Annotated in this window: 20 protein-coding genes; 10 read left to right on the top strand and 10 right to left on the bottom strand. The window is 66.0% G+C overall.

Annotation, left to right across the window (positions count from 1 at the left end; translation table 11 throughout):
- Positions 1-102: 102 nt before the first annotated feature.
- The 3 genes from C5L14_RS17230 to C5L14_RS17220 are packed head-to-tail and all read right to left on the bottom strand — an operon-like array spanning position 103 to position 1,703.
- Complete coding sequence (locus C5L14_RS17230) at positions 103-993, bottom strand: LysR family transcriptional regulator (RefSeq protein ID WP_105863302.1); 891 nt, start codon at positions 991-993, stop codon at positions 103-105.
- Between the two features lie 3 nt (positions 994-996).
- Positions 997-1,425: a type II toxin-antitoxin system VapC family toxin gene (locus C5L14_RS17225; protein WP_105863301.1), complete on the bottom strand. Its 429-nt coding sequence runs from the start codon at positions 1,423-1,425 to the stop codon at positions 997-999.
- Positions 1,422-1,703, bottom strand: coding sequence for a type II toxin-antitoxin system Phd/YefM family antitoxin (locus C5L14_RS17220; protein ID WP_105863300.1), 282 nt, complete (start codon positions 1,701-1,703; stop codon positions 1,422-1,424). The genes C5L14_RS17225 and C5L14_RS17220 overlap by 4 nt, the downstream gene beginning before the upstream one ends.
- Before the next feature lie 268 nt (positions 1,704-1,971).
- Between C5L14_RS17220 and C5L14_RS17215 the strand changes: the two genes are divergently transcribed.
- Positions 1,972-2,268, top strand: a complete 297-nt coding sequence (locus C5L14_RS17215) for a hypothetical protein (RefSeq protein WP_105863299.1) — start codon at positions 1,972-1,974, stop codon at positions 2,266-2,268.
- 87 nt (positions 2,269-2,355) lie between these two features.
- Here C5L14_RS17215 and C5L14_RS17210 read toward each other — a convergent pair whose 3' ends face one another.
- The gene (locus tag C5L14_RS17210) at positions 2,356-2,760 is read right to left on the bottom strand and encodes a hypothetical protein (RefSeq protein WP_146126936.1); all 405 of its coding nucleotides are present in this window, start codon (positions 2,758-2,760) and stop codon (positions 2,356-2,358) included.
- Between the two features lie 192 nt (positions 2,761-2,952).
- Here C5L14_RS17210 and pyc point away from each other — a divergent pair, with 192 nt between their 5' ends.
- From pyc to nudC, 3 genes are all read left to right on the top strand, one after another.
- The gene (gene pyc, locus C5L14_RS17205; RefSeq protein WP_105863297.1) at positions 2,953-6,414 is read left to right on the top strand and encodes a pyruvate carboxylase; all 3,462 of its coding nucleotides are present in this window, start codon (positions 2,953-2,955) and stop codon (positions 6,412-6,414) included.
- A gap of 389 nt (positions 6,415-6,803) precedes the next feature.
- Entirely contained in the window at positions 6,804-7,235 is a 432-nt protein-coding gene (locus C5L14_RS17200) for an HIT family protein (protein WP_105863296.1), read from the top strand.
- Positions 7,236-7,257: 22 nt separating this feature from the next.
- Entirely contained in the window at positions 7,258-8,214 is a 957-nt protein-coding gene (gene nudC, locus C5L14_RS17195; RefSeq protein ID WP_105863295.1) for an NAD(+) diphosphatase, read from the top strand.
- A gap of 77 nt (positions 8,215-8,291) precedes the next feature.
- Here nudC and C5L14_RS17190 read toward each other — a convergent pair whose 3' ends face one another.
- Positions 8,292-9,140 carry a prephenate dehydratase gene (locus C5L14_RS17190; protein ID WP_245443417.1) on the bottom strand — a complete coding sequence of 283 codons (849 nt, stop codon included), beginning with the start codon at positions 9,138-9,140 and terminating at the stop codon, positions 8,292-8,294.
- Between the two features lie 17 nt (positions 9,141-9,157).
- Entirely contained in the window at positions 9,158-9,892 is a 735-nt protein-coding gene (locus tag C5L14_RS17185; RefSeq protein ID WP_105863293.1) for a 3-deoxy-manno-octulosonate cytidylyltransferase, read from the bottom strand.
- Positions 9,893-10,097: 205 nt separating this feature from the next.
- Between C5L14_RS17185 and C5L14_RS17180 the strand changes: the two genes are divergently transcribed.
- Complete coding sequence (locus C5L14_RS17180; protein ID WP_105863292.1) at positions 10,098-10,652, top strand: c-type cytochrome; 555 nt, start codon at positions 10,098-10,100, stop codon at positions 10,650-10,652.
- 153 nt (positions 10,653-10,805) lie between these two features.
- On the opposite strand, the gene C5L14_RS17175 is transcribed toward C5L14_RS17180, so the two are convergent.
- The 3 genes from C5L14_RS17175 to C5L14_RS17165 form a co-directional block, all read right to left on the bottom strand.
- Positions 10,806-11,342 carry a thioesterase family protein gene (locus C5L14_RS17175; RefSeq protein ID WP_105863291.1) on the bottom strand — a complete coding sequence of 179 codons (537 nt, stop codon included), beginning with the start codon at positions 11,340-11,342 and terminating at the stop codon, positions 10,806-10,808.
- On the bottom strand, positions 11,339-12,220 hold the full coding sequence (locus C5L14_RS17170; protein WP_105863290.1) for a 3-keto-5-aminohexanoate cleavage protein: 882 nt from the start codon (positions 12,218-12,220) through the stop codon (positions 11,339-11,341). The genes C5L14_RS17175 and C5L14_RS17170 overlap by 4 nt, the downstream gene beginning before the upstream one ends.
- A gap of 186 nt (positions 12,221-12,406) precedes the next feature.
- Positions 12,407-13,306: a sugar phosphate isomerase/epimerase family protein gene (locus tag C5L14_RS17165; RefSeq protein ID WP_105863289.1), complete on the bottom strand. Its 900-nt coding sequence runs from the start codon at positions 13,304-13,306 to the stop codon at positions 12,407-12,409.
- 188 nt (positions 13,307-13,494) lie between these two features.
- Between C5L14_RS17165 and C5L14_RS17160 the strand changes: the two genes are divergently transcribed.
- From C5L14_RS17160 to C5L14_RS17150, 3 genes are all read left to right on the top strand, one after another.
- The gene (locus tag C5L14_RS17160) at positions 13,495-14,859 is read left to right on the top strand and encodes a polyhydroxyalkanoate depolymerase (RefSeq protein ID WP_105863288.1); all 1,365 of its coding nucleotides are present in this window, start codon (positions 13,495-13,497) and stop codon (positions 14,857-14,859) included.
- Positions 14,860-15,031: 172 nt separating this feature from the next.
- The gene (locus C5L14_RS17155) at positions 15,032-15,409 is read left to right on the top strand and encodes a hypothetical protein (protein ID WP_245443416.1); all 378 of its coding nucleotides are present in this window, start codon (positions 15,032-15,034) and stop codon (positions 15,407-15,409) included.
- A gap of 91 nt (positions 15,410-15,500) precedes the next feature.
- Positions 15,501-18,347, top strand: coding sequence for a M16 family metallopeptidase (locus C5L14_RS17150; RefSeq protein WP_428832634.1), 2,847 nt, complete (start codon positions 15,501-15,503; stop codon positions 18,345-18,347).
- A 22-nt stretch (positions 18,348-18,369) separates the two neighbouring features.
- On the opposite strand, the gene C5L14_RS17145 is transcribed toward C5L14_RS17150, so the two are convergent.
- Positions 18,370-18,729 (bottom strand): winged helix-turn-helix domain-containing protein, encoded by a 360-nt coding sequence (locus C5L14_RS17145; RefSeq protein WP_105863287.1) that lies wholly within the window; start codon positions 18,727-18,729, stop codon positions 18,370-18,372.
- Positions 18,730-19,106: 377 nt separating this feature from the next.
- On the opposite strand from C5L14_RS17145, the gene modB reads away from it, so the two are divergent.
- Both modB and C5L14_RS17135 read left to right on the top strand, forming a co-directional pair.
- On the top strand, positions 19,107-19,805 hold the full coding sequence (modB, locus tag C5L14_RS17140) for a molybdate ABC transporter permease subunit (RefSeq protein ID WP_105863638.1): 699 nt from the start codon (positions 19,107-19,109) through the stop codon (positions 19,803-19,805).
- Between the two features lie 140 nt (positions 19,806-19,945).
- Positions 19,946-21,580 carry an ABC transporter ATP-binding protein gene (locus tag C5L14_RS17135; RefSeq protein WP_105863286.1) on the top strand — a complete coding sequence of 545 codons (1,635 nt, stop codon included), beginning with the start codon at positions 19,946-19,948 and terminating at the stop codon, positions 21,578-21,580.
- Positions 21,581-21,661: the final 81 nt, after the last annotated feature.

Raw genomic sequence — 21,661 nt, 5'->3', positions numbered from 1 at the left:
GAAACACTCCGCATTACGGAGACAGGGCATTTTATTGCCTGTCATGAGACATGCGCTGCTCCGCCAATCGGAACTGCGATCCGAGCCACGGGGTGCATCGCCTCACCCCATCTGCATGGCGTAGCGTTTCGCCTCTGCGATCAGAGCGGCGACCAGGGGGGTCTGGGTTTCCCGCCTGGGCGTGATCAGGCCGACCTTGTGGTAGGCCTGCGGCTCCACGATGGGGATCGAGCGCACATTCTCGCCCGCGCCCAGCATGTCGATCAGGATGGCCGGCATCACGCTCGACCAGCGGCCCGTGCGCACATGCGAGAGCAGCACCTGCATCGAATTGGAGACCAGGGTCGGCGCCACCGGATTCTCGGCATTGCGCAGGAGATGGTCGACGATGCGCCGGTTCTGCATGTCGGGCGTGAGCAGGCAGAGCGGCACATGGCCGAGCTCCTCCCAGCTCACCGTGTTGCGGCCGGCGAATTCGCCGTTGACGTCGGTCAGCAGGCAATAGGTCTCGCGATAGAGTTCGACTGTCGAGACCTTCCCCAGGGGCTCGTTGTCGAGATAGGTGATGCCGGCATCGATGGCCAGGTCCTCCAACTCCTGCAGCACCGTGGTCGAGGGGCGCGAGAGGATGGTGAAGGTCACGTTGCGATGGCGGGCGCGAAAGGGCGTGGTGATCGAGGCGACCATGGACAGCGCCGTCGGGATCACCGAGATAGTGAGATGGCCGTTGAGGCCGCGCTTGAGCGATTCCACTTCCTGGCGCATGGCGCGGCTGTCGCTGACGATGCGCCGGGCCCATTCCAGCACCCGCTCGCCCTCCGGCGTGAAGCCCTGGAAACGCGAGCCGCGCGCCACCAGCAACACGCCGAGTTCGCCTTCGAGCTGCTTGATGCCGGCCGAAAGGGTGGGCTGGGTCACCCCGCAGATCTCTGCGGCCCGGCCGAAATGGCGCTCGCGGGAGAGGGCGATCAGGAATTCGAGCTTGTCGATCAAGCCTCAGGCCTCCTGCCATGGATTGTGAAGCCGAACGCCGGCCTGGCGGTAGTCCGCCTCATTGCGGGTGACGACCACCAGGTCATGGAGCAGAGCCGTGGCGGCGATGATGAGGTCGGGCTGCGAGAGAGTATGGCCAGTCTTGCGGCCTTCGGCCACGAGCAGGCGCCATTTGAGCATGACATCCTCGCTCACGGGCAAAGCACGCTGCTGAAAGAGGGGCCTTATCCGGTTGGCGAGCCAGTCATGGAGGTCGGCGCGCCTGGCCGGGTCGGCAATCACTTCGATGCCGTAGCGGATCTCGGCAAAAGTCACGATGCTGACATACAGGCTGTCCAGCGGCTGGGCCGAGACGAAAGCCGCCACGCGCGGCTCGGGCTTGGGGCGGCGCAGTTCGGAAAGAACATTGGTATCCAGCAGCCAGCCGCTCACAGATCGACCTCGCGCACGGGCATGGGCCGACGCTCGGGTTCGATCTCGATGTCGCGATGCGGCGAGGCCTGCAGGGCCGCGATCAGGGCGGCGCCCGTCATGCTTCCCTTGAGCGTGCGGAACTCCTCGGCGGAGATCACCACTACTTCCTCGCGGCCATGCACGGTAACATGCTGTGGCCCTTCGCTGCGGGCGCGCCGGACCAGCTCGCTGAAGCGTGCCTTGGCGTGCTGCAGCGCCCATGAAACAGGCGGGGCCGATTTAGATTTTCTAGTCATACTGACTAGTTTATCGTGCCGAACGATTTGTTGCAATGACCCGCAGGTCGAGAGCGCGGCGAGGCAGGTGCCGCCCGTTCCCGGTCTCCAGAGGGCGAGTGGCAGGCGTTCGCGCTGCAAGACTTCATCATTATCGCTGCCTGCGCACCCGCAAACACGCATCGGTTGCATCCCGTGTTGAATCGCACGGAGAGGCCGGGGCGGCGGTGGCATTGTCCTCCCATCAGATCAAGCGCAACCCGCGCAAGACAAGAATGGGAACGAGACGATGTTCAAGAAGATCCTGACCGGAGCCCTGGTTGCCGCCACGCTGGCCGGCACCGCCATTGCCACCACCGGCACCGCCGAAGCCCGCTATGGCCGGAACGGCGCCTTCGCCGCCGGCGCCGGCATCGGCCTGCTGGGCGGCCTGCTCGCCGGCTCCGCCTACAACAACAGCTACTATGGCGGCCGCTACTATTATGACGACTACCGCCCCGTCTATTACCGCCGCTGCCACATCGAGAAGCGTTGGGTCGACGGTTACTATGGCGGTTTCTGGAAGCGCGTGAGGGTTTGCTACTGAGCCCGTCTTCGGGTTATCGGACCCTGCGCCCCGACACCAGCCCGGTAGCCCGTAGGAAGCCCCGCCCCGGCGGGGCTTCCGCTTTTTTCAGGGCTCGTTGGCCGGAACCCTCTCGGCAAAGACCAATTCACAGCAATCCGCGTCGAAGGCCAGGACCTGGTCCGGTTCCGACAGCCAGGGCGTATGTTGCCGCCACCATCGGGCCGCATCCGGGGAATGGCTCTCGAGCAGGCGCAAGGCAGTCGCGGCCTGCACCGTATAGGCCCGCCAAGTCGCCGTCGGTCGCTTGAAGCCCAGACGCTGCTTCAGAGCGTCGAGACGGTTGGCCGGGTTACGAAATTCGGTTTCGACGATCATCGTCTGCGGCGACGACGGGGCCGTTTCCAGAAGCGGCAGCGTCAGGCCGATCCAGGCCTGCCTGATGGCGATGGGCGCTGGGCCCTGCGGCGTCGAATGGATCCTGATGCCGCGTGATAAGGGCGGTGGCGCCATCGTGAGTTGCTCCGTCATGACGAGAAAGGCAGGCCGGTTCGCCTCCAGATGAGCAAATAAGCGAACAAAACGGCGAAGGTCGACATTCGGTCGCGGGCGGAGCGGTTAGAATTTCCGGATACGGGAAAGAGTTTGCATCGCTCTTCGCATTGCAACATAAATTCCTGCCTTCCCTCCAGACCGCGAGTGCTCATGCGACCTTCCTTCCGCCGCCTGCTCGTCGCCAATCGTTCCGAGATCGCCATCCGCGTGTTCCGGGCCGCCACGGAACTCGGCATCTCCACCATTGCCGTCTATGCGGAGGAGGACAAACTCTCGCTGCACCGCTTCAAGGCGGACGAAGCCTATCAGATCGGCAAGGGCAAGGGGCCGGTGGAGGCCTATCTCTCCATCGACGAGGTGATCCGCATCGCCAGGGAAGCCCGGGCCGATGCCATCCATCCCGGCTATGGCCTCCTGTCCGAGAGCCCGGAATTCGCCGAGGCCTGCGCCGCCGCCGGCATCGTCTTCATCGGGCCCAGCCCCAAGACGCTGCGCACGCTCGGCAACAAGGTCGATGCGCGCAACCTCGCCATTTCGGTCGGCGTTCCCGTGATGCCGGCGACCGATCCGCTCCCCGACGACCCCGAAGCGATCAAGGCGGCGGCCCGGGCGGTCGGCTATCCCGTGATGCTCAAGGCGTCCTGGGGCGGCGGCGGGCGCGGCATGCGTCCGATCGAGAGCGAGGACAAGCTGCTCGACGCCGTCTTCACCGCCAAGCGCGAGGCCAAGGCCGCCTTCGGCAAGGACGAGGTCTATCTGGAAAAGCTGGTGCGCCGCGCCCGTCACGTCGAGGTGCAGATCCTCGGCGACGGCAACGGCACGCTGGTGCATCTGTTCGAGCGCGACTGCTCGATCCAGCGCCGCAACCAGAAGGTGATCGAGCGCGCCCCCGCGCCCTATCTCGATGAGGAAACGCGCCGGGGCCTGTGCGAGGCGGCGCTCAAGATCGGCCGCGGCACCGATTATGCCGGGGCCGGCACCGTCGAATTCCTGATGGATGCCGATACCGGCAAGTTCTATTTCATCGAGGTCAATCCGCGCGTCCAGGTCGAGCACACGGTCACCGAGGTCGTCACCGATCTCGACATCGTCAAGGCGCAGATCCTGATCGCCGAGGGCGGGCGCATCGGCGTCATCGGCGCCGATGGCGAGCTGGAGACCGGCATTCCCGCGCAGGACGACATCTTCATGCGCGGCCATGCGCTGCAGTGCCGGCTAACCACCGAGAATCCCGAAAACAACTTCATTCCCGACTATGGCCGCATCACCGCCTATCGCGGCGCCATGGGCTTCGGCATCCGCATCGATGGCGGCACCGCCTATTCCGGCGCGGTGGTGACGCGCTGGTACGATCCGCTCCTGGAAAAGGTCACGGCCTGGGCCTCGACGCCGCAGGAAGCCATCGCCCGCATGACCCGGGCCCTGCGCGAATATCGCATTCGCGGCGTCGCCACCAATCTGCCCTTCCTGGAGGCGGTGCTGGCGCATGAGAAGTTCCGCTCCAACCAGTACACCACCCGTTTCATCGACGAGACGCCGGAGCTGTTCCAGTTCGCCAAGCGCCGCGATCGCGCCACCAAGCTCCTGACCTATATCGCCGACGTCACCGTCAACGGCCATCCCGAGGCGCGCGGCCGGGCGAGGCCTCCGGCCGAGGCCCGCACGCCGCATGCGCCGGAATTCAAGGTGAGGCCCGCCTCCGGCACCAAGCAACTGCTCGACACGCTGGGACCCGAGAAGTTCGCCAGCTGGATGAAGGAGGAAAAGCGCGTCCTCGTCACCGACACCACCATGCGCGATGCCCACCAGTCGCTGCTGGCGACGCGCATGCGCACCTATGACATCGCCGGCGTGGCCTCGGCCTATGCCAGCGGCCTGCCGCAGCTGCTCTCGCTCGAATGCTGGGGCGGGGCGACCTTCGACGTCGCCATGCGCTTCCTCACCGAGGATCCCTGGGAGCGCCTGGCCCTGATCCGCGAGCGCGCGCCCAACATCCTCACCCAGATGCTGCTGCGCGGGGCCAATGGCGTCGGTTACACCAATTATCCCGACAATGTCGTGCGGCTCTTCGTCAAGCAGGCCGCCGATGCCGGCATGGACCTCTTCCGCATCTTCGATTGCCTGAACTGGGTCGAGAACATGCGGGTGTCGATCGATGCGGTGCTGGAGGCCGGCAAGCTCGCCGAGGGCGCGATCTGCTACACGGCCGATCTCTTCGATCCCTCGCGCTCGAAATACGACCTGGCCTATTATGTCCGCATGGCGCGCGAGCTCGAAAAGGCCGGCTGCCATATCCTGGCGATCAAGGACATGGCGGGGCTGCTCAAGCCCGCCCAGGCCCGCAAGCTGGTGAGCGAGCTGCGCCAGGAAGTCGGCCTGCCGATCCACCTGCACACCCACGACACTTCCGGCATTGCCGGCGCCACCGTGTTGGCGGCGATCGAGGCCGGCGTCGACGCCGTCGATGCCGCCATGGACGCGATGTCGGGCACGACGTCGCAGGCCTGCCTCGGTTCCATCGTCGAGGCGCTCCGCCATTCCGAGCGCGATCCCGGCCTCGACCCGGAAGCCATCCGCCAGATCTCCTTCTATTGGGAGGCGGTGCGCACCCAATACGCCGCCTTCGAGAGCGACCTGAAGGCTGGCGCCTCCGAGGTCTATCTGCACGAAATGCCGGGGGGCCAGTTCACCAATCTCAAGGAGCAGGCGCGCTCGCTCGGCCTGGAGACGCGCTGGCATGAGGTGGCCAAGGCCTATCGCGCCGCCAATGATCTGTTCGGCGACATCGTCAAGGTGACGCCATCCTCCAAGGTGGTCGGCGACATGGCGCTGATGATGGTGGCGCAGGCGCTGACCCCGGAGGATGTCGCCGATCCCGCCCGCGAGGTGGCCTTCCCGGCCTCCGTGGTCGAGATGATGCGCGGCGATCTCGGCCAGCCCGAGGGCGGCTGGCCGGCGGCCCTGCAGAAGAAGATCCTCAAGGATGCGGCGCCGATCACCGTGCGCCCCGGCTCGCTGCTGCCGCCGGCCGACATTCCGGCCCTGAAGGCGGAGGCGGAGAAGAAGATCGGCCGCGCCGTGGAGGGCAACGAGATCTCCTCCTACCTGATGTACCCCAAGGTCTTCACCGATTATGCCGTCACCGCCCGCAAATACGGGCCGGTTTCGGTGCTGCCGACGGCGACCTATTTCTACGGCATGGCGCCGGGCGACGAACTCACCATCGAGATCGAGCGTGGCAAGGCGCTGGTGATCCGGCTGCAGACCCTGGGCGAGACCGACGAGGAGGGGCAGGTCCGCGTCTTCTTCGAGCTCAACGGCCAGCCGCGCATCATCAAGGTGCCCAACCGCCTGGCGGCCGGCAGCGTCAAGGCGCGCCGCAAGGCCGAGGACGGCAACGAGGCCCATATCGCGGCTCCGATGCCGGGTGCCATCTCCACCGTGGCGGTCAAGCCGGGGCAGGCGGTCAAGGCCGGCGACGTGCTGCTGACCATCGAGGCGATGAAGATGGAGACGGCGCTCCACGCGCCCCAGGACGGCAGGATCGCTGAGGTGCTGGTCTCCCCGGGGGCCCAGATCGATGCCAAGGACCTGCTGATGGTGATGGGGTAGAGAAAAGAGGCGGACGGGACGTCCATAGGCGCTAAGATAAGGCCAGAGGCGCGACGCCGGCCACCCCTTCGCCCCGTTTACGGGGAGAAGGTAAGGATGAGGGGCGGCGCGACCTCACAAACTGACGCCTTGCGTAGCCCCTCACCTCCATCCTCTCCCCGTAAACGGGGCGAGGGGGCTCATATGTCGAGCTCGATCTCCAGCCGCCTCATCTCGCCCGCCCCTTATCTTGGCGCCTATGGACGGGACGGCCGCGGTCCCAGCCGCACCGCTTCCCGCGCAACGTCGGCAAGGCTCGCATCGGAACCGCCAAGGCTGTCGTCCGCCCTTGGAACCGCCATGCTCTGGGGATAGGGTTGCCGCCACCCTCTCCCATTCCGCGAATCGCCATGTCTTCCGCCGCCCCCTCCGCCGCCTTCAGCCTGCATCCCCAACTCGCCGGGGATTCTCTTCCCGTCGGCGACCTCACCCTCTGCCAGCTGCGCCTGATCAATGATGCCGGTTTTCCCTGGCTCCTGCTCATCCCCAGGCGCCCCGACATCAGCGAGATCATCGAGCTCGACGAGGGCGACAGGGCGGTGCTCATGCAGGAGATAGCCGCCGTTTCGCAGGCTTTGAAGACCCTCACGGGCTGCGACAAGCTCAATGTCGCGGCTCTTGGCAATATGGTGCCCCAGTTGCACGTCCACATCATCGCGCGCTTCAAGGGCGATCCTGCCTGGCCGAAGCCCGTCTGGGGCCAGGTGCCGGCCCGCCCCTATGCGGAGGCCGTTGCCGCCGATCTGATTAGCCAGCTTCGTAGATTGCTCTCGTTTTCATAAGATCCCGCCGGAAGATATTGCCATGACCTTGCATACCCTGTTCGATCGTTCCGCCGCCATTGCCTATTCGCTCAATCCGCTCGATCGCGCTTCCGGTCAGCGCGAGGACGAAGCCTTCATCGCGGAGAAGCTCACCCATTCCTCCTGCCGCTTCTTCGCCTTTTCGGGCGACGTGCCGCTCCTGCGCATCCGCGACGGCGTCCATGAGGCGCTGTTCGATCACGAGGAGATCGAGTCGTTCAAGGATAGTCGGCAAAATATATTCCTGGGCCTGCAGCCGGACGGCAGCGCGGTCTTCGCCCGGGCCTTCGACAAGGGGCTGGTCGACGATCTCGCCTGGCGCCCGGACGTGGAGGCGATGGACCTGCGCTCCCTCGCCATGCGGGGGCTGGTGGCGCCGGAGATTCTCGGCGAACTCTCCACCGCCAAGGAAGTGCTGGACTGGCACCACCGCCATCGTTTCTGTGCCAATTGCGGACAGGAGACCCGGATCACCGCCAGCGGCTGGCGGCGCGATTGCGCCAATTGCGGCACCCAGCATTTCCCGCGCGTCGATCCGGTGGTGATCATGCTGGCGATCGACGGCGAGCGCTGCCTGATGGGCCGCCAGACCCGCTTTCCGGAGAAGATGTATTCGGCGCTCGCCGGCTTCCTGGAGCCGGGCGAGACCATCGAGGATGCGGTGCGTCGGGAGATCCTGGAGGAATCGGGCATCGCCTGCTCGCATGTGCGCTATTTCGCCTCCCAGCCCTGGCCCTTCCCCTCCTCGCTGATGGTGGGCTGTTTCGCCCGGGCCACCGGCCGCGACATCAATGTCGACATCAAGGAGCTGGAGGATGCGCGCTGGTTCACGCGCGAGGAGGTGGTGCAGATGCTGATCGACGAGCATCCGGAAGGCTTCAACGCGCCCAAGCCGATGGCGATCGCCCATCACCTCCTGAAGGAGTTCGCGGAAAAGGGCGGCGCGGTGGTGCCGTGAGGTTGGAGTGTCGACCTCCTGGTCGACATTCTGATGGCTCTGCGTTGCATGTCGATCCGAAGATTGACACTCCCTGCTCACTCCGCCGGCGGCGCGTGGTCGTCGCGGGCCGGGTCGGCCGGAAACACGCCGAAGATACGCATCTTGGTCGAGAAGAAGCCGAGTTCCTCCAAGGCGCGCTTGAGGTTCTTATCCTCGGGATGGCCGTCGACTTCGGCATAGAACTGGGTGGCGGAAAAGTGCCCGCCCACCATGTAGCTCTCCAGCTTGGTCATGTTGATGCCGTTGGTGGCAAAGCCGCCCATCGCCTTGTAGAGCGCGGCCGGCAGGTTGCGCACCGTGAAGATCAGCGAGGTCACCGTCGGCCCCTGGCCGACCGGCACCCAGTCGGGCTCGCGCGACAGCACCACGAAGCGGGTGGTGTTGTAGGGCTCGTCTTCGACATCGGGCTTGAGGATCTGAAGACCGTAGATCTCGGCCGCCAGGGTGGAGGCGAGGGCGGCCTTGCTCGGGTCCTGCCAGTCGCGCACCAGGCGGGCGGCGCCGGCCGTGTCGCTCTCGGTCACCGGCGCGAGGCCGAGCCCGCGCATGGTGATGCGGCACTGGCCGAGGGCCTGGGGATGGCTATGCACCGTGCGGATGGTCTCCAGGCTCGCGCCGGGCACGGCCATGAGCTGGTGGTGGATCGGCAGGAAATATTCGCCGATGATATGCAGGTCCGAGGTCGGCAGGAGATGGTGGATGTCGGCGACGCGTCCCGCCACCGAATTCTCGATCGGGATCATGGCGAGGTCCGCCTCGCCGGACGAGACCGCGTTGAAGGCGTCCTCGAAGGTCGGGCAGGGCAGGGCCTGCGCGTCGGGATAGACATTGTTGCAGGCAATATGGGAATTGGCCCCGGGCTCGCCCTGGAACGAAACTTTCATCTTGGACTCGGACATGATCAGCGACTTTCGAGAATTTCGCGGGCGCGATCGAGATCTTCCTGCGTGTCCACACCTAGCGGCACGGCGGGGACGATCGCAACATCGATGCGCATGTCCGCTTCCAGGGCCCTGAGCTGTTCGAGGCGCTCGCGCTGCTCCAGCGGGGCCGGCGGCAGGGTGACGAAGCGCTCCAGCGCCGCCCGGCGATAGGCGTAGAGGCCGATATGGTGGTAGAGCTCGCCCTCGCCCCAGGGCGCGGTGGCGCGGGTGAAATAGAGCGCGCGCAGGGTGCGGGGCCCGATCGGCGTGCCCACCACCTTCACCACGCTGGAATTGGTCTTTTCCTCTTCGCGCGTGATCACGGCCGCGAGGGTGGCGATATCCACAGCCTCGTCGGCGAGCGGGCCGAACACGGCGCGGATCGTCTCCGGCTCGATGGTCGGCAGGTCGCCCTGCACATTGATGATGGTGTCGTGCCGCCCTTCGGGATCGAGCGTCAACAGCGCCTCATGGATGCGGTCCGAGCCGGTGGGGTGATCGGGCCGCGTCATCACCGCCTCGCCGCCGGCGGCGCGAACCGCATCGGCGACTTCGGCCGTGTCGGTGGCCACCACCACCCGTCCCAGGCGCGATTCGCAGGCCCGGCGCCAGACCTGCACGATCATCGCCTCGCCCGCGATGGGGGCCAGCGGTTTGCCGGGCAGGCGGGTCGAGGCCATGCGGGCGGGGATCAGGATGAGCGGATCGGACACGGATAACAGCCTCTTCCGGAGCGGGGCGGCGAAAAGTAGCAAGCGCGCGCGATTTATACGAGTTGCAAACTACCGGTCAAACCGGATAGAGGGTCCGATGCGGTTTGACGCTTGACAGAGCGGCTGCCGGAGTTTGTGTTTGGGGCAATGAGGTGCGGGGGCATCTTGTGCCTTTCGTCAGATTGATCTCGAGTCGGAGCCGGGGATGAGTTCGTCGTCATCGTTTGAACTGAACAAGATTGCCGGCGCAGTCCTGGGCACGTTGATGCTGACCTTGGGGCTCAGCATCGTTGCCGAGGAAATCTTCAAGCAGGAAAAACCGGAAAAGGCCGGCTACGAGCTGGCCGATGCCGCGCCGGCCGCCACGGCCGAGGCCCCTGCCGCCTCCCAGGATCCGCCGCTGGCCGAGCTGGTCGCCAAGGCCTCGGTGGAAAAGGGCGCCGCCATCTTCAAGAAGTGCGCGGCCTGCCACACCGACGACCAGAGCGGCAAGAACGGCGTCGGCCCCAATTTGTTCGGCGTGATCGGCGGGCCGAAGGGCCACAAGGCCGACTTCGCCTATTCCGACGCCATCAAGGCGCTGCATGACAAGGGCGAGACCTGGACGCCCGACGATTTCTACCACTTCATCAAGAGCCCGCAGGCTTTCGCCAAGGGCACCAAGATGTCCTTCGCCGGCCTGCCCAAGCCGCAGGACCGAGCCGACATCCTGGTCTACCTCAATTCCAAGAGCGAAAAGCCGATCGATCTGCCGAAGTAACGGCTGCCGTCTCAGTCTGAAATGTGAAAGCCGGGCCCAGCGCCCGGCTTTTTGCTGTGATATGATCTCGATCTCTCCGAATGAGCCGCGACCCGCCTTCTCCCGCAAGGGGAGAAGGCGGGTCGCGTCTTGCTGGGATGGGCCGAGCAGCCCCTATTTCCGCCGGATCCCCAGCGGTACGCCCACCGTGGCTGGCACCGACAGGGCGGCATGGGCCTGGGCGATCGCTGCGATCCGCTCGGCGATCTCCGGCGGGAAGGGGGAGGAGCGCCCGGCCTGCATGTCGACATGCACCAGGATCTGCTCGGCGGTGGCGAGCACCGCGCCGTCGGCCTCGTTGGTCATGGCATGGAAGACGTGCAGGCGCTTGGCGTCGTGGTCGATGAGCTGCAGCGTCAGCGCCAGGGGATCGCCGATATGGGCCTCGCGCAGGTTCCGGATACGCGTTTCCAGGGTGTAGATCGAGGAGCCCGCCGCGCGATAGGCCTCGTCGACGCCGATCATGCGGAAAAAGGCGTCCGAGGAATCCCCGAACGCCAGCAGGAAGGCGCTTTCCGTCATGTGATCGTTATAGTCGGTCCAGGCCTCGACCACCGGCGTGCGGTGCAGGGAGAGCGGCGCCGGGATCGGCTTGGCCCAATCCCAGCCCTGGAAGGGTTTGCCCTCATTGGGCGTGGTGACGCGGTTCATTTCTGCTTCTTGAGGCCGAGCTTGTCCCGCGCCTCGGCCGGGGTCAGCGCCCGGCCGCCCAGCCGCTCGATGATCTCCTTGGCGCGGGTGGTGAGCGACTGGTTGGTCGCATGCACGCCGCGGTCGAGCCAGATATTGTCTTCCAGGCCGACGCGGACATTGCCGCCCAGCAGCATGGACTGGGCCACGAAGGGCATCTGCATGCGGCCGATGGCGAAGGCGGCCCAATTGGCGCCCGGCGGCAGATGGTTGCGCATCGCGACCATGGTTTCGGTGGTCGCCTCCGCGCCCCAGGGAATGCCGAGGCAGAGCTGGAACATCGGCGGCGCGTCGATCAGGCCGCGCTTGATCAGGTCCTTGGCCTGCCAGATATGGCCGAGCTCGAAGCATTCGATCTCCGGCTTCACGCCGACGGCCTGGATGCGCTCGGCCATTTCGCGCAGCGTCTCGCCGGTGGCCATGAACAGGCCGTCGCCGAAATTCACCGAGCCGCAGTCCAGCGTGCAGATCTCGGGCCTCAGTTCCTCGACATGGGCGACGCGCTCGGCCGCGTTGGCGATGTCGGTGCCGGCACCGCCGCTGCGCGGATTGGCCGGATCGAAGAAGAAATCGCCGCCCATGCCGGCGGTGAGGTTGATCACCACGTCCACGCCCGAATCGCGGATGCGCTGGACGGCCTCGCGATAGTGCTCGAGCTTGCGGCCGGCCTTACCGGTCTCGGGATCGCGCACATGCAGATGGGCGATGGCGGCACCCGCCTTGGCGGCCTCGATGGCGGAATCGGCGATCTGCTTGGGCGTGACCGGGATGGCCGGATGCTTGCCGACGGTGTCGCCGGCTCCGGTGATCGCGCAGGATATGATGACGTCGGTATTCACGGTGCTTCCTCCCTGTGACGCCGATGTTAGGCCAGCCCCGTTCGGACACGTGACCTGTCGCGACAGCCATGATGCAGAATGCGACAGGGGCGTCGTGCCTGGGATCGCCGGCTTCCTGCCGGCTCTTCATCGCCGCAAGCGCAGCGTTTCCAAGAGCCGGCAGGATGCCGACAGTCCCAGGAGGCGCTATCCCGCCATGCGCAACCGCTCGACAAATCCCCTGGCATTGTCGAGCGCCTCCTGCCGGTCCCGCCAGAAGCGCTCGTTGAGCTCGTGGATGGCGATGGTATCGGCGGGGAAGGTGCAGTGCTCGGCCAGCGCATCCCAGGGCACACCGCCCCAGCCCAGCGGCAGATGCAGGTCGCCGAGGCCGAAGGCATTGGCCTCGGCGCTGTCATAGACCCAGGACAGGTCGGGCTGGCCGAAGGAATCGTGCAGATGCAGGTGCTTGGCGAAGGGCGCCAGCGCCTTGGCTTCCTCCAGGAAGTCATAGCCATACTGGCTGGCATGGATGAGGCCGTGGCTGAAGTCGAACGTGGCCCGGACATGCGGATGGTCGATCAGGGCGAGCTCTTCGGCCAGGCGGGCGATGCTCGGCGTCGCCGCATAGGGGCCGAAATCGAACAGGTTCTCGACGCACAGGACGACCTTGTGCGCGGCCGCGATCTCGCCCGCCCGGTGGAGATAGTCGCGCTGGCGGGCGGCGGCATTCTCGGCGTCGTGGCGCTCGTCCGCCTGCATCATGCCGGCATGGATGACGAGGTGCGGCGCGCCGATGCGGGCGGCGATTTCGATGAAGGCCACGGTGGTCTCCAGGAAGCGCGGCAGCAGGGCCGGCGGTGCCATGAAATTGATCGGCAGCGGGCCATGCACGGTGAAGCCGAAGGGACGGCCGCGGCAGATGGCCTCGAATTCGGCGACGCGCACGGCCATCGGGCGGCCGGCGAGCACGAGGTCATAGTGGTAGGCCGGCAGCTCGACGAAGGCGACACCGAGATCGGCAACCTCGTCCAGCCGGGCGGCGAGGTCGGACAGGTCCGGCTGCCCCTCGCGGGAGGTCAGGCCGAGGGCAGGCTGGATGGGCATTTCGGGCTCCCTTGAGGCTGTTGTGGGCCGTGTTTTGACGAGGTCGAGACCGGCTCGATGCCGGTATCAGATTGTTGACGATATCGCTTCTACAATCCCGCGGATTTGTTGCGTCGCAATAATCCTGCTATGACAAATCCGTGACGAGCATTCAGCGACGGACCTGCAATCTGTAGTTTGGTGGTGCTATGTTTGAAGAACTTAGGGGTATGATGGGGTTGGGCGCGCTTTCCGCGCCTGTCTACACCATCTACGAAGCGACTCACGCGGCGCTCGGCCCGACTAGAGCCTTTTCCGATGCGACTCGGGCATTTTTTGAAAATCCCGGCAATCCCTTTTCCATGACCACCTGGGGCAAGTCGGTCGCGGCCGCCTGCGAGGTCTTCGAGCGCGTCACCCGCCGTTACGGCAAGCCTGAATTCGGCATCAAGGACGTGCTGGTGGGCGGCGAACGTGTGGGCGTGCACGAGGAAATCGTCTGGCGGCGGCCCTTCTGCAATCTCCTGCATTTCTCCCGCGCCATTCGCGGCAATCGCCGTGCCGACCCGAAGCTCCTGATCGTGGCGCCGATGTCGGGCCATTATGCCACCTTGTTGCGCGGCACGGTCGAGGCGTTCCTGCCCAATCACGAGGTCTACATCACCGATTGGACCGATGCCCGCCTGGTGCCGGTGTCGGAGGGCCGCTTCGATCTCGACGATTATATCGACTACGTCATCTCGATGCTGCATGTGCTCGGCCCCGACACCCATGTGATCGGCGTCTGCCAGCCTTCGGTGCCGGTGATGGCCGCCGTTTCCCGCATGGAAGCGGAGAAGGATCCCTACGCGCCGCTGACCATGACTCTGATGGGCGGGCCGATCGATACCCGCCTCTCGCCGACAAAGGTCAACGACGTCGCGGTCGAGAAGGGCGTCGACTGGTTCCGTTCGAACGTCATCACCAAGGTGCCGTTCCCCAATCCCGGCTTCATGCGGGACGTCTATCCCGGTTTCCTGCAATTGACCGGCTTCATGACGATGAATCTCAACCGTCATTTCGACGCGCACAAGACCCTGTATTTCGATCTGGTGCGCGGCGACGGCGACAGTGCCCACAAGCATCGCGAGTTCTATGACGAATATCTCTCGGTGATGGACCTGACGGCGGAATTCTACCTGCAGACCGTCGACACCGTGTTTATCAAATATGCCCTCGCCAAGGGCGAGATGAGCCATCGCGGCAAGCCGGTCGATCCGGGCGCCATCCGCAACACCGCGCTCTTCACCATCGAGGGCGAGAACGACGACATCACCGGCCACGGCCAGACCCATGCGGCCCATGGCCTGTGCGTGAACCTGCCGGCCGACAAGCGGGCGCACTATACCCAGCAGGGCGTCGGGCATTATGGCGTCTTCAACGGTTCGCGCTTCCGTGCCGAGATCGCGCCGCGCATTTCCGACTTCATCCGCTCCAACCTGGCGCCGACCAAGCCGACGAGCCGCGACACCAGCGCCCCGATCCCGCTGGATTCCAAGCGGGGCAAAGGCCCGGCGCGGCCGGTCTCGGTCTGACCAAACTCCCTCGAAGCGCTGCTTTGTCATGTCCGGGCTCGTCCCGGGCATGCAGGCGATGGCGGAGGCGGCGGCGTGCCCGAGGCTTCGATGCCGGTGTACCGGTCCGTTCACGGCTCTCCGCCGGGGCCGCATAGGGCAGGAACGGTCGAAACGCGAGGCGGTTGATCCCATGCGCAAACTGATGGGCTTTGCACCGATTGTCCTGATCTGGCTCGCCGGCGCCGTGCCGGGCGCCATGGCACAGGACTACGTCAAAGGCGGGGGCGACATCACCATCCGCACCGAGCGCTATGCCCGCCCGCCTTATTCCAGCGCCACCAATTATATCTATGAGCAGGGCGGGGCGATCGTCTGCACCAAGCTCGCCGTCTGCAACAAATATGACGAATGCACCACGCGCTATGACAGCGGCTTCTTCAAGGATGCCCTGGATGCCGACGCCGGCGACCCCTCCGGCACCACGCCGCCGGTGGTGATCCCCAGGGCTAAGATCGCCAAGCATGTCTGCCTGACCAAATACCCGCCTCGCTCGCAACAGGGCGATTGATCCGTCGCGCCCGACCTGCGGATTGCCGCAATCTTGGGGAATGATGCTATGCTGCATCGGCAAAATCGTTCCTCCCCGATAGAGATCCTGCTTGTCCCATTCTTCCTCGCGCCTGCGGCGTGCCCATCGCCTGATTGCGGCGGCCCTGCTTTGCTTGTCCGTCGTCCCCCTTTCCGTTCGGGCCGAGACCGCTGCCTGGCCTCAGGCCGATAGCGACCTCAAGCCCGAAGCCGGCATCCGCTTCGGCGTGCTCGGCAACGGCATGCGCTTTGCGGTGATGCGCAACACCACGCCGGCGGGGCAGGCCGCCATCCGGCTGCGAATCGGGTCCGGCTCGCTGCAGGAGGCCGACGACCAGCAGGGCCTCGCCCATATGCTGGAGCACATGGCCTTCAAGGGCTCGACCCGGGTGCCGGAAGGGGAAATGGTGCGCATCCTGCAGCGCAAGGGGCTGGCCTTCGGTGCCGATACCAATGCCCATACCAGCTATGACGAGACGGTCTATGCGCTCGACCTGCCGGAGGTCGATGCCGATACCGTCTCCACCGGCCTGATGCTGATGCGCGAGACGGCGAGCGAATTGACGCTCAGCGCCTCCGCCCTCGATCGCGAGCGCGGCGTCGTTCTCTCCGAGGAGCGCCTGCGCGACACGCCCGGCTATCGCAGCGTCATGGGCCTGTTCAATGTCCTCCTCGCCGGGCAGCGCGTGCCCGAGCGCGCGCCGATCGGCAAGACCGAGATCATCCGCACCGCGCCCGTCGAACGGCTGCGCGCTTATTACCAGGCCAATTACCGCCCGGACCGCGCCACGCTGCTGGTGGTCGGCGACATCGACCCTTCGGCCCTGGAGGCGGAGATCCGCCGGCGCTTCGAGGACTGGAAGCCGGTCGGGCCGGCCGTGGCCGAGCCCGATCTCGGCCTGCCGCTCAAGCGCGGCGTCGGAGCCGATATCGTCAAGATTCCCAGCGCCAACACCAAGATCTACCTGGGCTGGATCCGCCCCTTCGACGCCACGCCGGACAGCTATGCCAAGCGGCGCCGGACCGCGATCGAATATATCGGCCTCTCGGTGCTCAAGCGCCGCATCCAGGCCCTGTCGCGCAGGGCCAATCCGCCCTTCATCGCCGCCGATGTCGGCCTGCAGGATCTCTACGAATCGGCCCGTGCCGGCCTGCTGTCCGCCGATGTCGAGGCCGGGGCCTGGGACAGGGGTCTGGCCGCGCTCGACCAGGAACAGCGCCGCCTCCTGCGTTTCGGCGCGAGCCAGGCCGAGGTCGAGCGCGAGGTGGCGGAATATCGTTCCGCCCTGCAATCCCTGGCCGACGGCGCGGCGACGCGTACCAGCCCGGATCTCGCCGCGATGCTTGCCAACAGCGTCGACGAAGCCAAGGTCTTCACCTCGCCGGCCGACGATCTCGCCTTGTTCGAGCGCATGGTTAAGGGGTTGACGGCCGCCGAGGTCGACAAGGCGTTGCAGGCCGTGTTCTCGGGCAGCGGCCCCCGCCTGGTGCTGCAGGGCGCCGAGCCGCCGGAACCGGCCGCGGTCGAGAAGGCCTATGCCCAGTCGCAGGCTGTCGCCGTGACCGCGCCGGCCGATGCCGCGGCGGTGGTGTGGCCCTACACCAAGTTCGGCACGCCGGGCGATGTCGTCGAGCGCCGCACGGTGGAGGACCTCGGCCTGACCATGGTGCGCTTTGCCAATGGGGCGCGCCTCACCGTCAAGCCCACGAAGTTCAGGGCCGACGAAATTCAGGTCCGGGTCGATATCGGCCGGGGCCGGCTCGACCTGCCGCATGACCGGCCGATCCCGACCTGGACCGCCCAGGCGGTCGAACTGTCGGGTCTGAAGGCGATCGACTATGACGACATGCAGAAGGTGCTGGCGCCCAAGATCGCCAGCATCGGCTTCGCGCTGGAGGACAATGCCTTCAAGTTCGAGGGCACGACCCGCCCGGCCGATCTCGCCATCCAGCTGCAGATCTTCGCCGCCTATGCCTCCGATCCCGCGTGGCGGCCGGAAGTCTTCGAGCGGATCCGCCAGCTCTATCTGGCCAATCTGCCGCAATATGAAGCCACGGCCGGCGTGGTGGTCAGTCGTGATTTCCAGGGGCTGATCCATTCCGGCGATCCGCGCTGGACCTTCCCCGACCGCCCGCAATTGCTGGCTGCCAAATCCGAGGATTTCCAGGCCCTGTTCTCGCCGGCCTTTGCCACGGGTGCCCTCGACGTCACCATTGTCGGCGATGTCGGCGTGGATGATGCGATCCGTGAGGTCGCCGCCACCTTCGGCGCCCTGCCGCCCCGCCCGGCGCCGCCGGCGCCGGCCGCCGACGGTGGTGGCGCCTTTCCCGCCATCACGGCCGAACCGGTGGTGCATACCCATTCCGGGCGCCCTGACAACGCTGCCGTCCTGGTGGCGATACCGGTGGGGGACATGCTGTCGGACATTCCGCGCAGCTTCACGGCCGACCTCGCCAGCTCGATCCTGGTCAATCGCCTGATCGACGAGTTCCGCATCGCCGAGGGGGCGACCTACTCTCCCCAGGGGGCGGTCGACCTGTCTTCCGCCCTGCCGGGTTTCGGCTATGTCTATGCCATGGTCGAGACCACGCCGGCCAAGGTCGCTTCCTTCTATGCGCTGGTGGACAAGATCGCCGCCGACCTGTCGGAAAAGGAGGTCTCGCCCGACGAACTCGCCCGCGCCCGCGCACCCAAGATCGAGACGCTTCGGCGCCGCCGGCAGGAAAACGACTATTGGCTCGGCAAGCTGAGCGGCAGCCAGACCGATCCGCGCCGCCTGGAGCTGATCCGGGCCGGCCAGAGCGGGTACGACAAGGTCGGCCCCGAGGACATCCGAGCCTTTGCCAAGACCTATTTCAAGCCCGGCAGCGTCTGGAAGCTGACGGTGCTGCCGTCGGGGGTTGCCGCAGCGCGCTGAGGCTCGCGGCGAGGTTCGCCGATCAGGCTCGCGCCTGCGCTTTCCGGAGCGGCACCAGGTCGGCGAAGGCCTGTTCGGCCAGCCTGGCGGTCTCGGCCTCCACCGAGCGGTAGGCGGCGAGCAGCTTCTCGCCGAAGGCGGTGAGGCGTGCGCCGCCGCCATGGCTGCCGCCGGCCGAGGTTTCGATGGCGGGCTGGCCGAACATGGTGTTGACCGCATCGAGCAGCAGCCAGGCCCGGCGATAGGACATGCCGAGCTCGCGGCCCGCCGCCGAGATCGAGCCGGCCCGTTTCACCGCCTCCAGCAGGTCCATCTTGCCAGGGCCGAGCCGGGCATTGTCGTCGAAGGCGATCTTGAGGCGGATGATGGGCGGGCCGGACATGATCGGTCTCCTAGAGCGTTTTTCGATTTGGCGGAGTGTAATTGCTCACCCCTTGCCTTTGAGGTCACGTAGCCCCTCACCCTTACCCTCTCCCCGCAAGAGGCGAGGGGGCGCGTTTCCAGCATGAGACGGCCGGTCGAAGTCACCCCGCCCCGCCTCTTGCGGGGAGAGGGTAAGGGAGATGGGCGGCTCATCCATGCGTAGTTACGACGGAGTCGCGAAATGGCAAAGGCAAGTCGAAACAAAGAGTTAGAGCAATTCAGCCTTCACACCTCAACGCGTTTTGCTCCAAGGGCAGAGGGTGTGATTGCGATTGCAGGCGAAGCGCCCTATTCAGGAGAATATAGCGTAGTCGGGCATAGGTGAAGGAGCGGGGCGTGCTTTCGCCTGAAGAATGGACGGCCCTGTGGCTCAGCCTCGAGATTGCCGGTCTCGCCACCGTGATTTCGCTGCCCTTCGCGGTCGCCGCCGCCTGGATCCTCGCCCGCCGGCGTTTTCCCGGCAAGGTCCTGTTCGATGCCCTCGTTCATCTGCCGCTGGTGTTGCCGCCGGTGGTCACCGGCTATGTCCTTCTGGTCCTGCTGGGGCGCAATGGCTTGATCGGCTCCTTCCTGGCCTCGCAACTCGGCATCGTCTTCGCCTTCCGCTGGACCGGCGCGGCCATTGCCTGCGCCGTGATGGGCTTTCCCTTGATGGTGCGCGCCATCCGGCTGGCCATCGAGGCCGTGGATCCCCGCCTCGAAGCGGCGGCCGGCACGCTCGGGGCCAATCCCTTCTTTTCCTTCCTCACGGTGACGCTGCCCCTCGCCATTCCCGGCATCATCGCCGGCATGGTCCTGGCCTTCGCCAAGGCACTGGGCGAGTTCGGCGCCACCATCACCTTCGTCTCCAACATACCCGGGCAGACGCAGACCCTGTCGGCGGCGATCTATACGGCGCTGCAGGACCCCTATGGCGAGGGCACCGTGATCCGCCTGACCCTGGTCTCGGTGGTGTTGGCCTTCGGCGCCCTGATCGTCTCCGAAGCGATGGCCCGGCGCGCCCGCTCGAAGCTCGGACAGGACGGCCAGAGCTGACGCGGGCCTGCTTTCAGCCTTCTTGCAATGGTCCGCTCTTCCATCTCGAGTGCGCTGCATTTCCAGAAGCGAGCGGGTTGCGGGCGGTCTGGGAGCAAAATCCGTTTCAATCCACCTCGATTCTGCGTTAGGCCTTGACGATGGCTTTCTCGGCACCGCTTCTTCAGGTTCGCGACCTTTCCGTGGCTTTCCGGACGGAAGGACAGCCGGAACTGGCGGTCGACAAGGTCTCCTTCAGCCTCGACAAGGGCGAGACCCTGGCGCTGGTGGGTGAATCGGGCTCGGGCAAATCGGTCACGGCCCTGTCGATCGTGCAGCTCCTCAATTACCCGGCCGCCTCCCACCCCTCGGGCGAAATATTGTTTCGCGGCCAAAACCTGGTTGGCGCACCGGAAAGAGCCCTGCAGCGGGTGCGCGGGGCCGACATCACCATGGTGTTCCAGGAGCCGATGACCTCGCTCAACCCGCTCCACACCATCGAGCGGCAGGTCGGCGAGATCCTCAGCGTGCATCGCGGCCTGTCGAAGAAGGAGGCGCGCGCGCGGTCGCTGGAACTCCTGACCCAGGTCGGCATCCGTGAGCCGGAAAAGCGCCTCGGCGCCTTTCCCCATCAGCTCTCCGGCGGCCAGCGCCAGCGCGTGATGATCGCCATGGCACTTGCCAACGACCCCGACCTCCTGATCGCGGACGAACCCACCACGGCGCTCGACGTCACCGTCCAGGCCCAGATTCTCGCCCTCCTGAAGGAGATGCAGGCGCGGACCGGCATGGCCATGCTGTTCATCACCCATGACCTGTCGATCGTGCGCAAGATCGCCGACCGGGTCTGCGTGATGCTGAAGGGGCGCATCGTCGATGCCGGCCCGACCGGGCAGGTCTTCGCCAATCCGACCAGCGACTACACCAGGCGCTTGCTGGCGGCCGAGCCGAAGGGCAAGGCGACGCCCTTCGACCCCGAGGCCCGCACCATCGTCTCCGCCGACGATCTCAAGGTCTGGTTTCCGATCAGGGCCGGGCTGCTGCGCAGCACGGTCGGCCATGTCAAGGCGGTCGACGGCGTCAGCCTCGCCGTGAAGGAGGGCCAGACCCTCGGCGTCGTCGGCGAATCGGGCTCGGGCAAGACCACGCTCGGCCTCGCCCTGTTGCGGCTGATCTCCTCGACCGGACCGATCGCCTATCTCGGCAAGCCGATCCAGGGCTTCGACCGGCGGGCGATGATCCCGCTGCGCAAGGAGATGCAGATCGTCTTCCAGGATCCCTATGGCTCGCTTTCGCCGCGCCTGTCGGTGGCCGAGATCGTCGAGGAGGGGCTCAACGTGCTTGGCGGGGGGCTCGATGCCGGCCGCCGGCGGGAAGCGGTTGCCCAGGCACTGGCCAGTGTCGGCATCGACCCCAAGGCGATGGACCGCTATCCGCATGAATTCTCGGGCGGCCAGCGCCAGCGCATCGCCATTGCGCGCGCCATGGTGCTGCAGCCGAAATTCCTGGTGCTGGACGAGCCGACCTCGGCGCTGGACATGTCGGTCCAGGCCCAGATCGTCGACCTCTTGCGCGAGCTCCAGCAGCGCCACAGGCTGGCCTATCTCTTCATCAGCCACGATCTGAAGGTGGTGCGGGCGCTGGCCAACGAGGTGATGGTGATGCAGGGCGGCAAGATCGTCGAGCATGGCCCGGCCAGCGAGATCTTCGAGCGTCCGCGCGAGGACTACACCAAGGCCCTGTTTGCCGCCGCCTTCGCCATGGCGACCGCGCCGGAGGGCGTGGTGGGGCAGTAACCGCAGACAAGGCGTTTTGCGATTGGACGGAATCACCTCGAATCGCAAAGACACGTCGAAGCAAGGAGTTAGAGAAAATAA

Origin of the sequence: Labrys okinawensis, assembly GCF_002982075.1 — a bacterium.
GTDB lineage: Bacteria > Pseudomonadota > Alphaproteobacteria > Rhizobiales > Labraceae > Labrys > Labrys okinawensis_A.
The sequence above is the reverse complement of the archived record's forward strand: the minus strand, read 5'-3'. Positions and strand labels throughout refer to the sequence as shown.

Coding starts and splice junctions, on each gene's coding strand:
- C5L14_RS17210 (WP_146126936.1), bottom strand. CDS start 2,760: ATGGCGCCACCGCCCTTATCACGCGGCATCAGGATCCATTCGACGCCG.
- C5L14_RS17165 (WP_105863289.1), bottom strand. CDS start 13,306: ATGCCCATCCAGCCTGCCCTCGGCCTGACCTCCCGCGAGGGGCAGCCG.
- C5L14_RS17215 (WP_105863299.1), top strand. CDS start 1,972: ATGTTCAAGAAGATCCTGACCGGAGCCCTGGTTGCCGCCACGCTGGCC.
- nudC (WP_105863295.1), top strand. CDS start 7,258: ATGACCTTGCATACCCTGTTCGATCGTTCCGCCGCCATTGCCTATTCG.
- C5L14_RS17190 (WP_245443417.1), bottom strand. CDS start 9,140: ATGAAAGTTTCGTTCCAGGGCGAGCCCGGGGCCAATTCCCATATTGCC.
- C5L14_RS17175 (WP_105863291.1), bottom strand. CDS start 11,342: ATGAACCGCGTCACCACGCCCAATGAGGGCAAACCCTTCCAGGGCTGG.
- C5L14_RS17180 (WP_105863292.1), top strand. CDS start 10,098: ATGAGTTCGTCGTCATCGTTTGAACTGAACAAGATTGCCGGCGCAGTC.
- C5L14_RS17135 (WP_105863286.1), top strand. CDS start 19,946: ATGGCTTTCTCGGCACCGCTTCTTCAGGTTCGCGACCTTTCCGTGGCT.
- C5L14_RS17145 (WP_105863287.1), bottom strand. CDS start 18,729: ATGTCCGGCCCGCCCATCATCCGCCTCAAGATCGCCTTCGACGACAAT.
- C5L14_RS17220 (WP_105863300.1), bottom strand. CDS start 1,703: ATGACTAGAAAATCTAAATCGGCCCCGCCTGTTTCATGGGCGCTGCAG.
- C5L14_RS17160 (WP_105863288.1), top strand. CDS start 13,495: ATGTTTGAAGAACTTAGGGGTATGATGGGGTTGGGCGCGCTTTCCGCG.
- C5L14_RS17155 (WP_245443416.1), top strand. CDS start 15,032: ATGCGCAAACTGATGGGCTTTGCACCGATTGTCCTGATCTGGCTCGCC.
- pyc (WP_105863297.1), top strand. CDS start 2,953: ATGCGACCTTCCTTCCGCCGCCTGCTCGTCGCCAATCGTTCCGAGATC.
- C5L14_RS17200 (WP_105863296.1), top strand. CDS start 6,804: ATGTCTTCCGCCGCCCCCTCCGCCGCCTTCAGCCTGCATCCCCAACTC.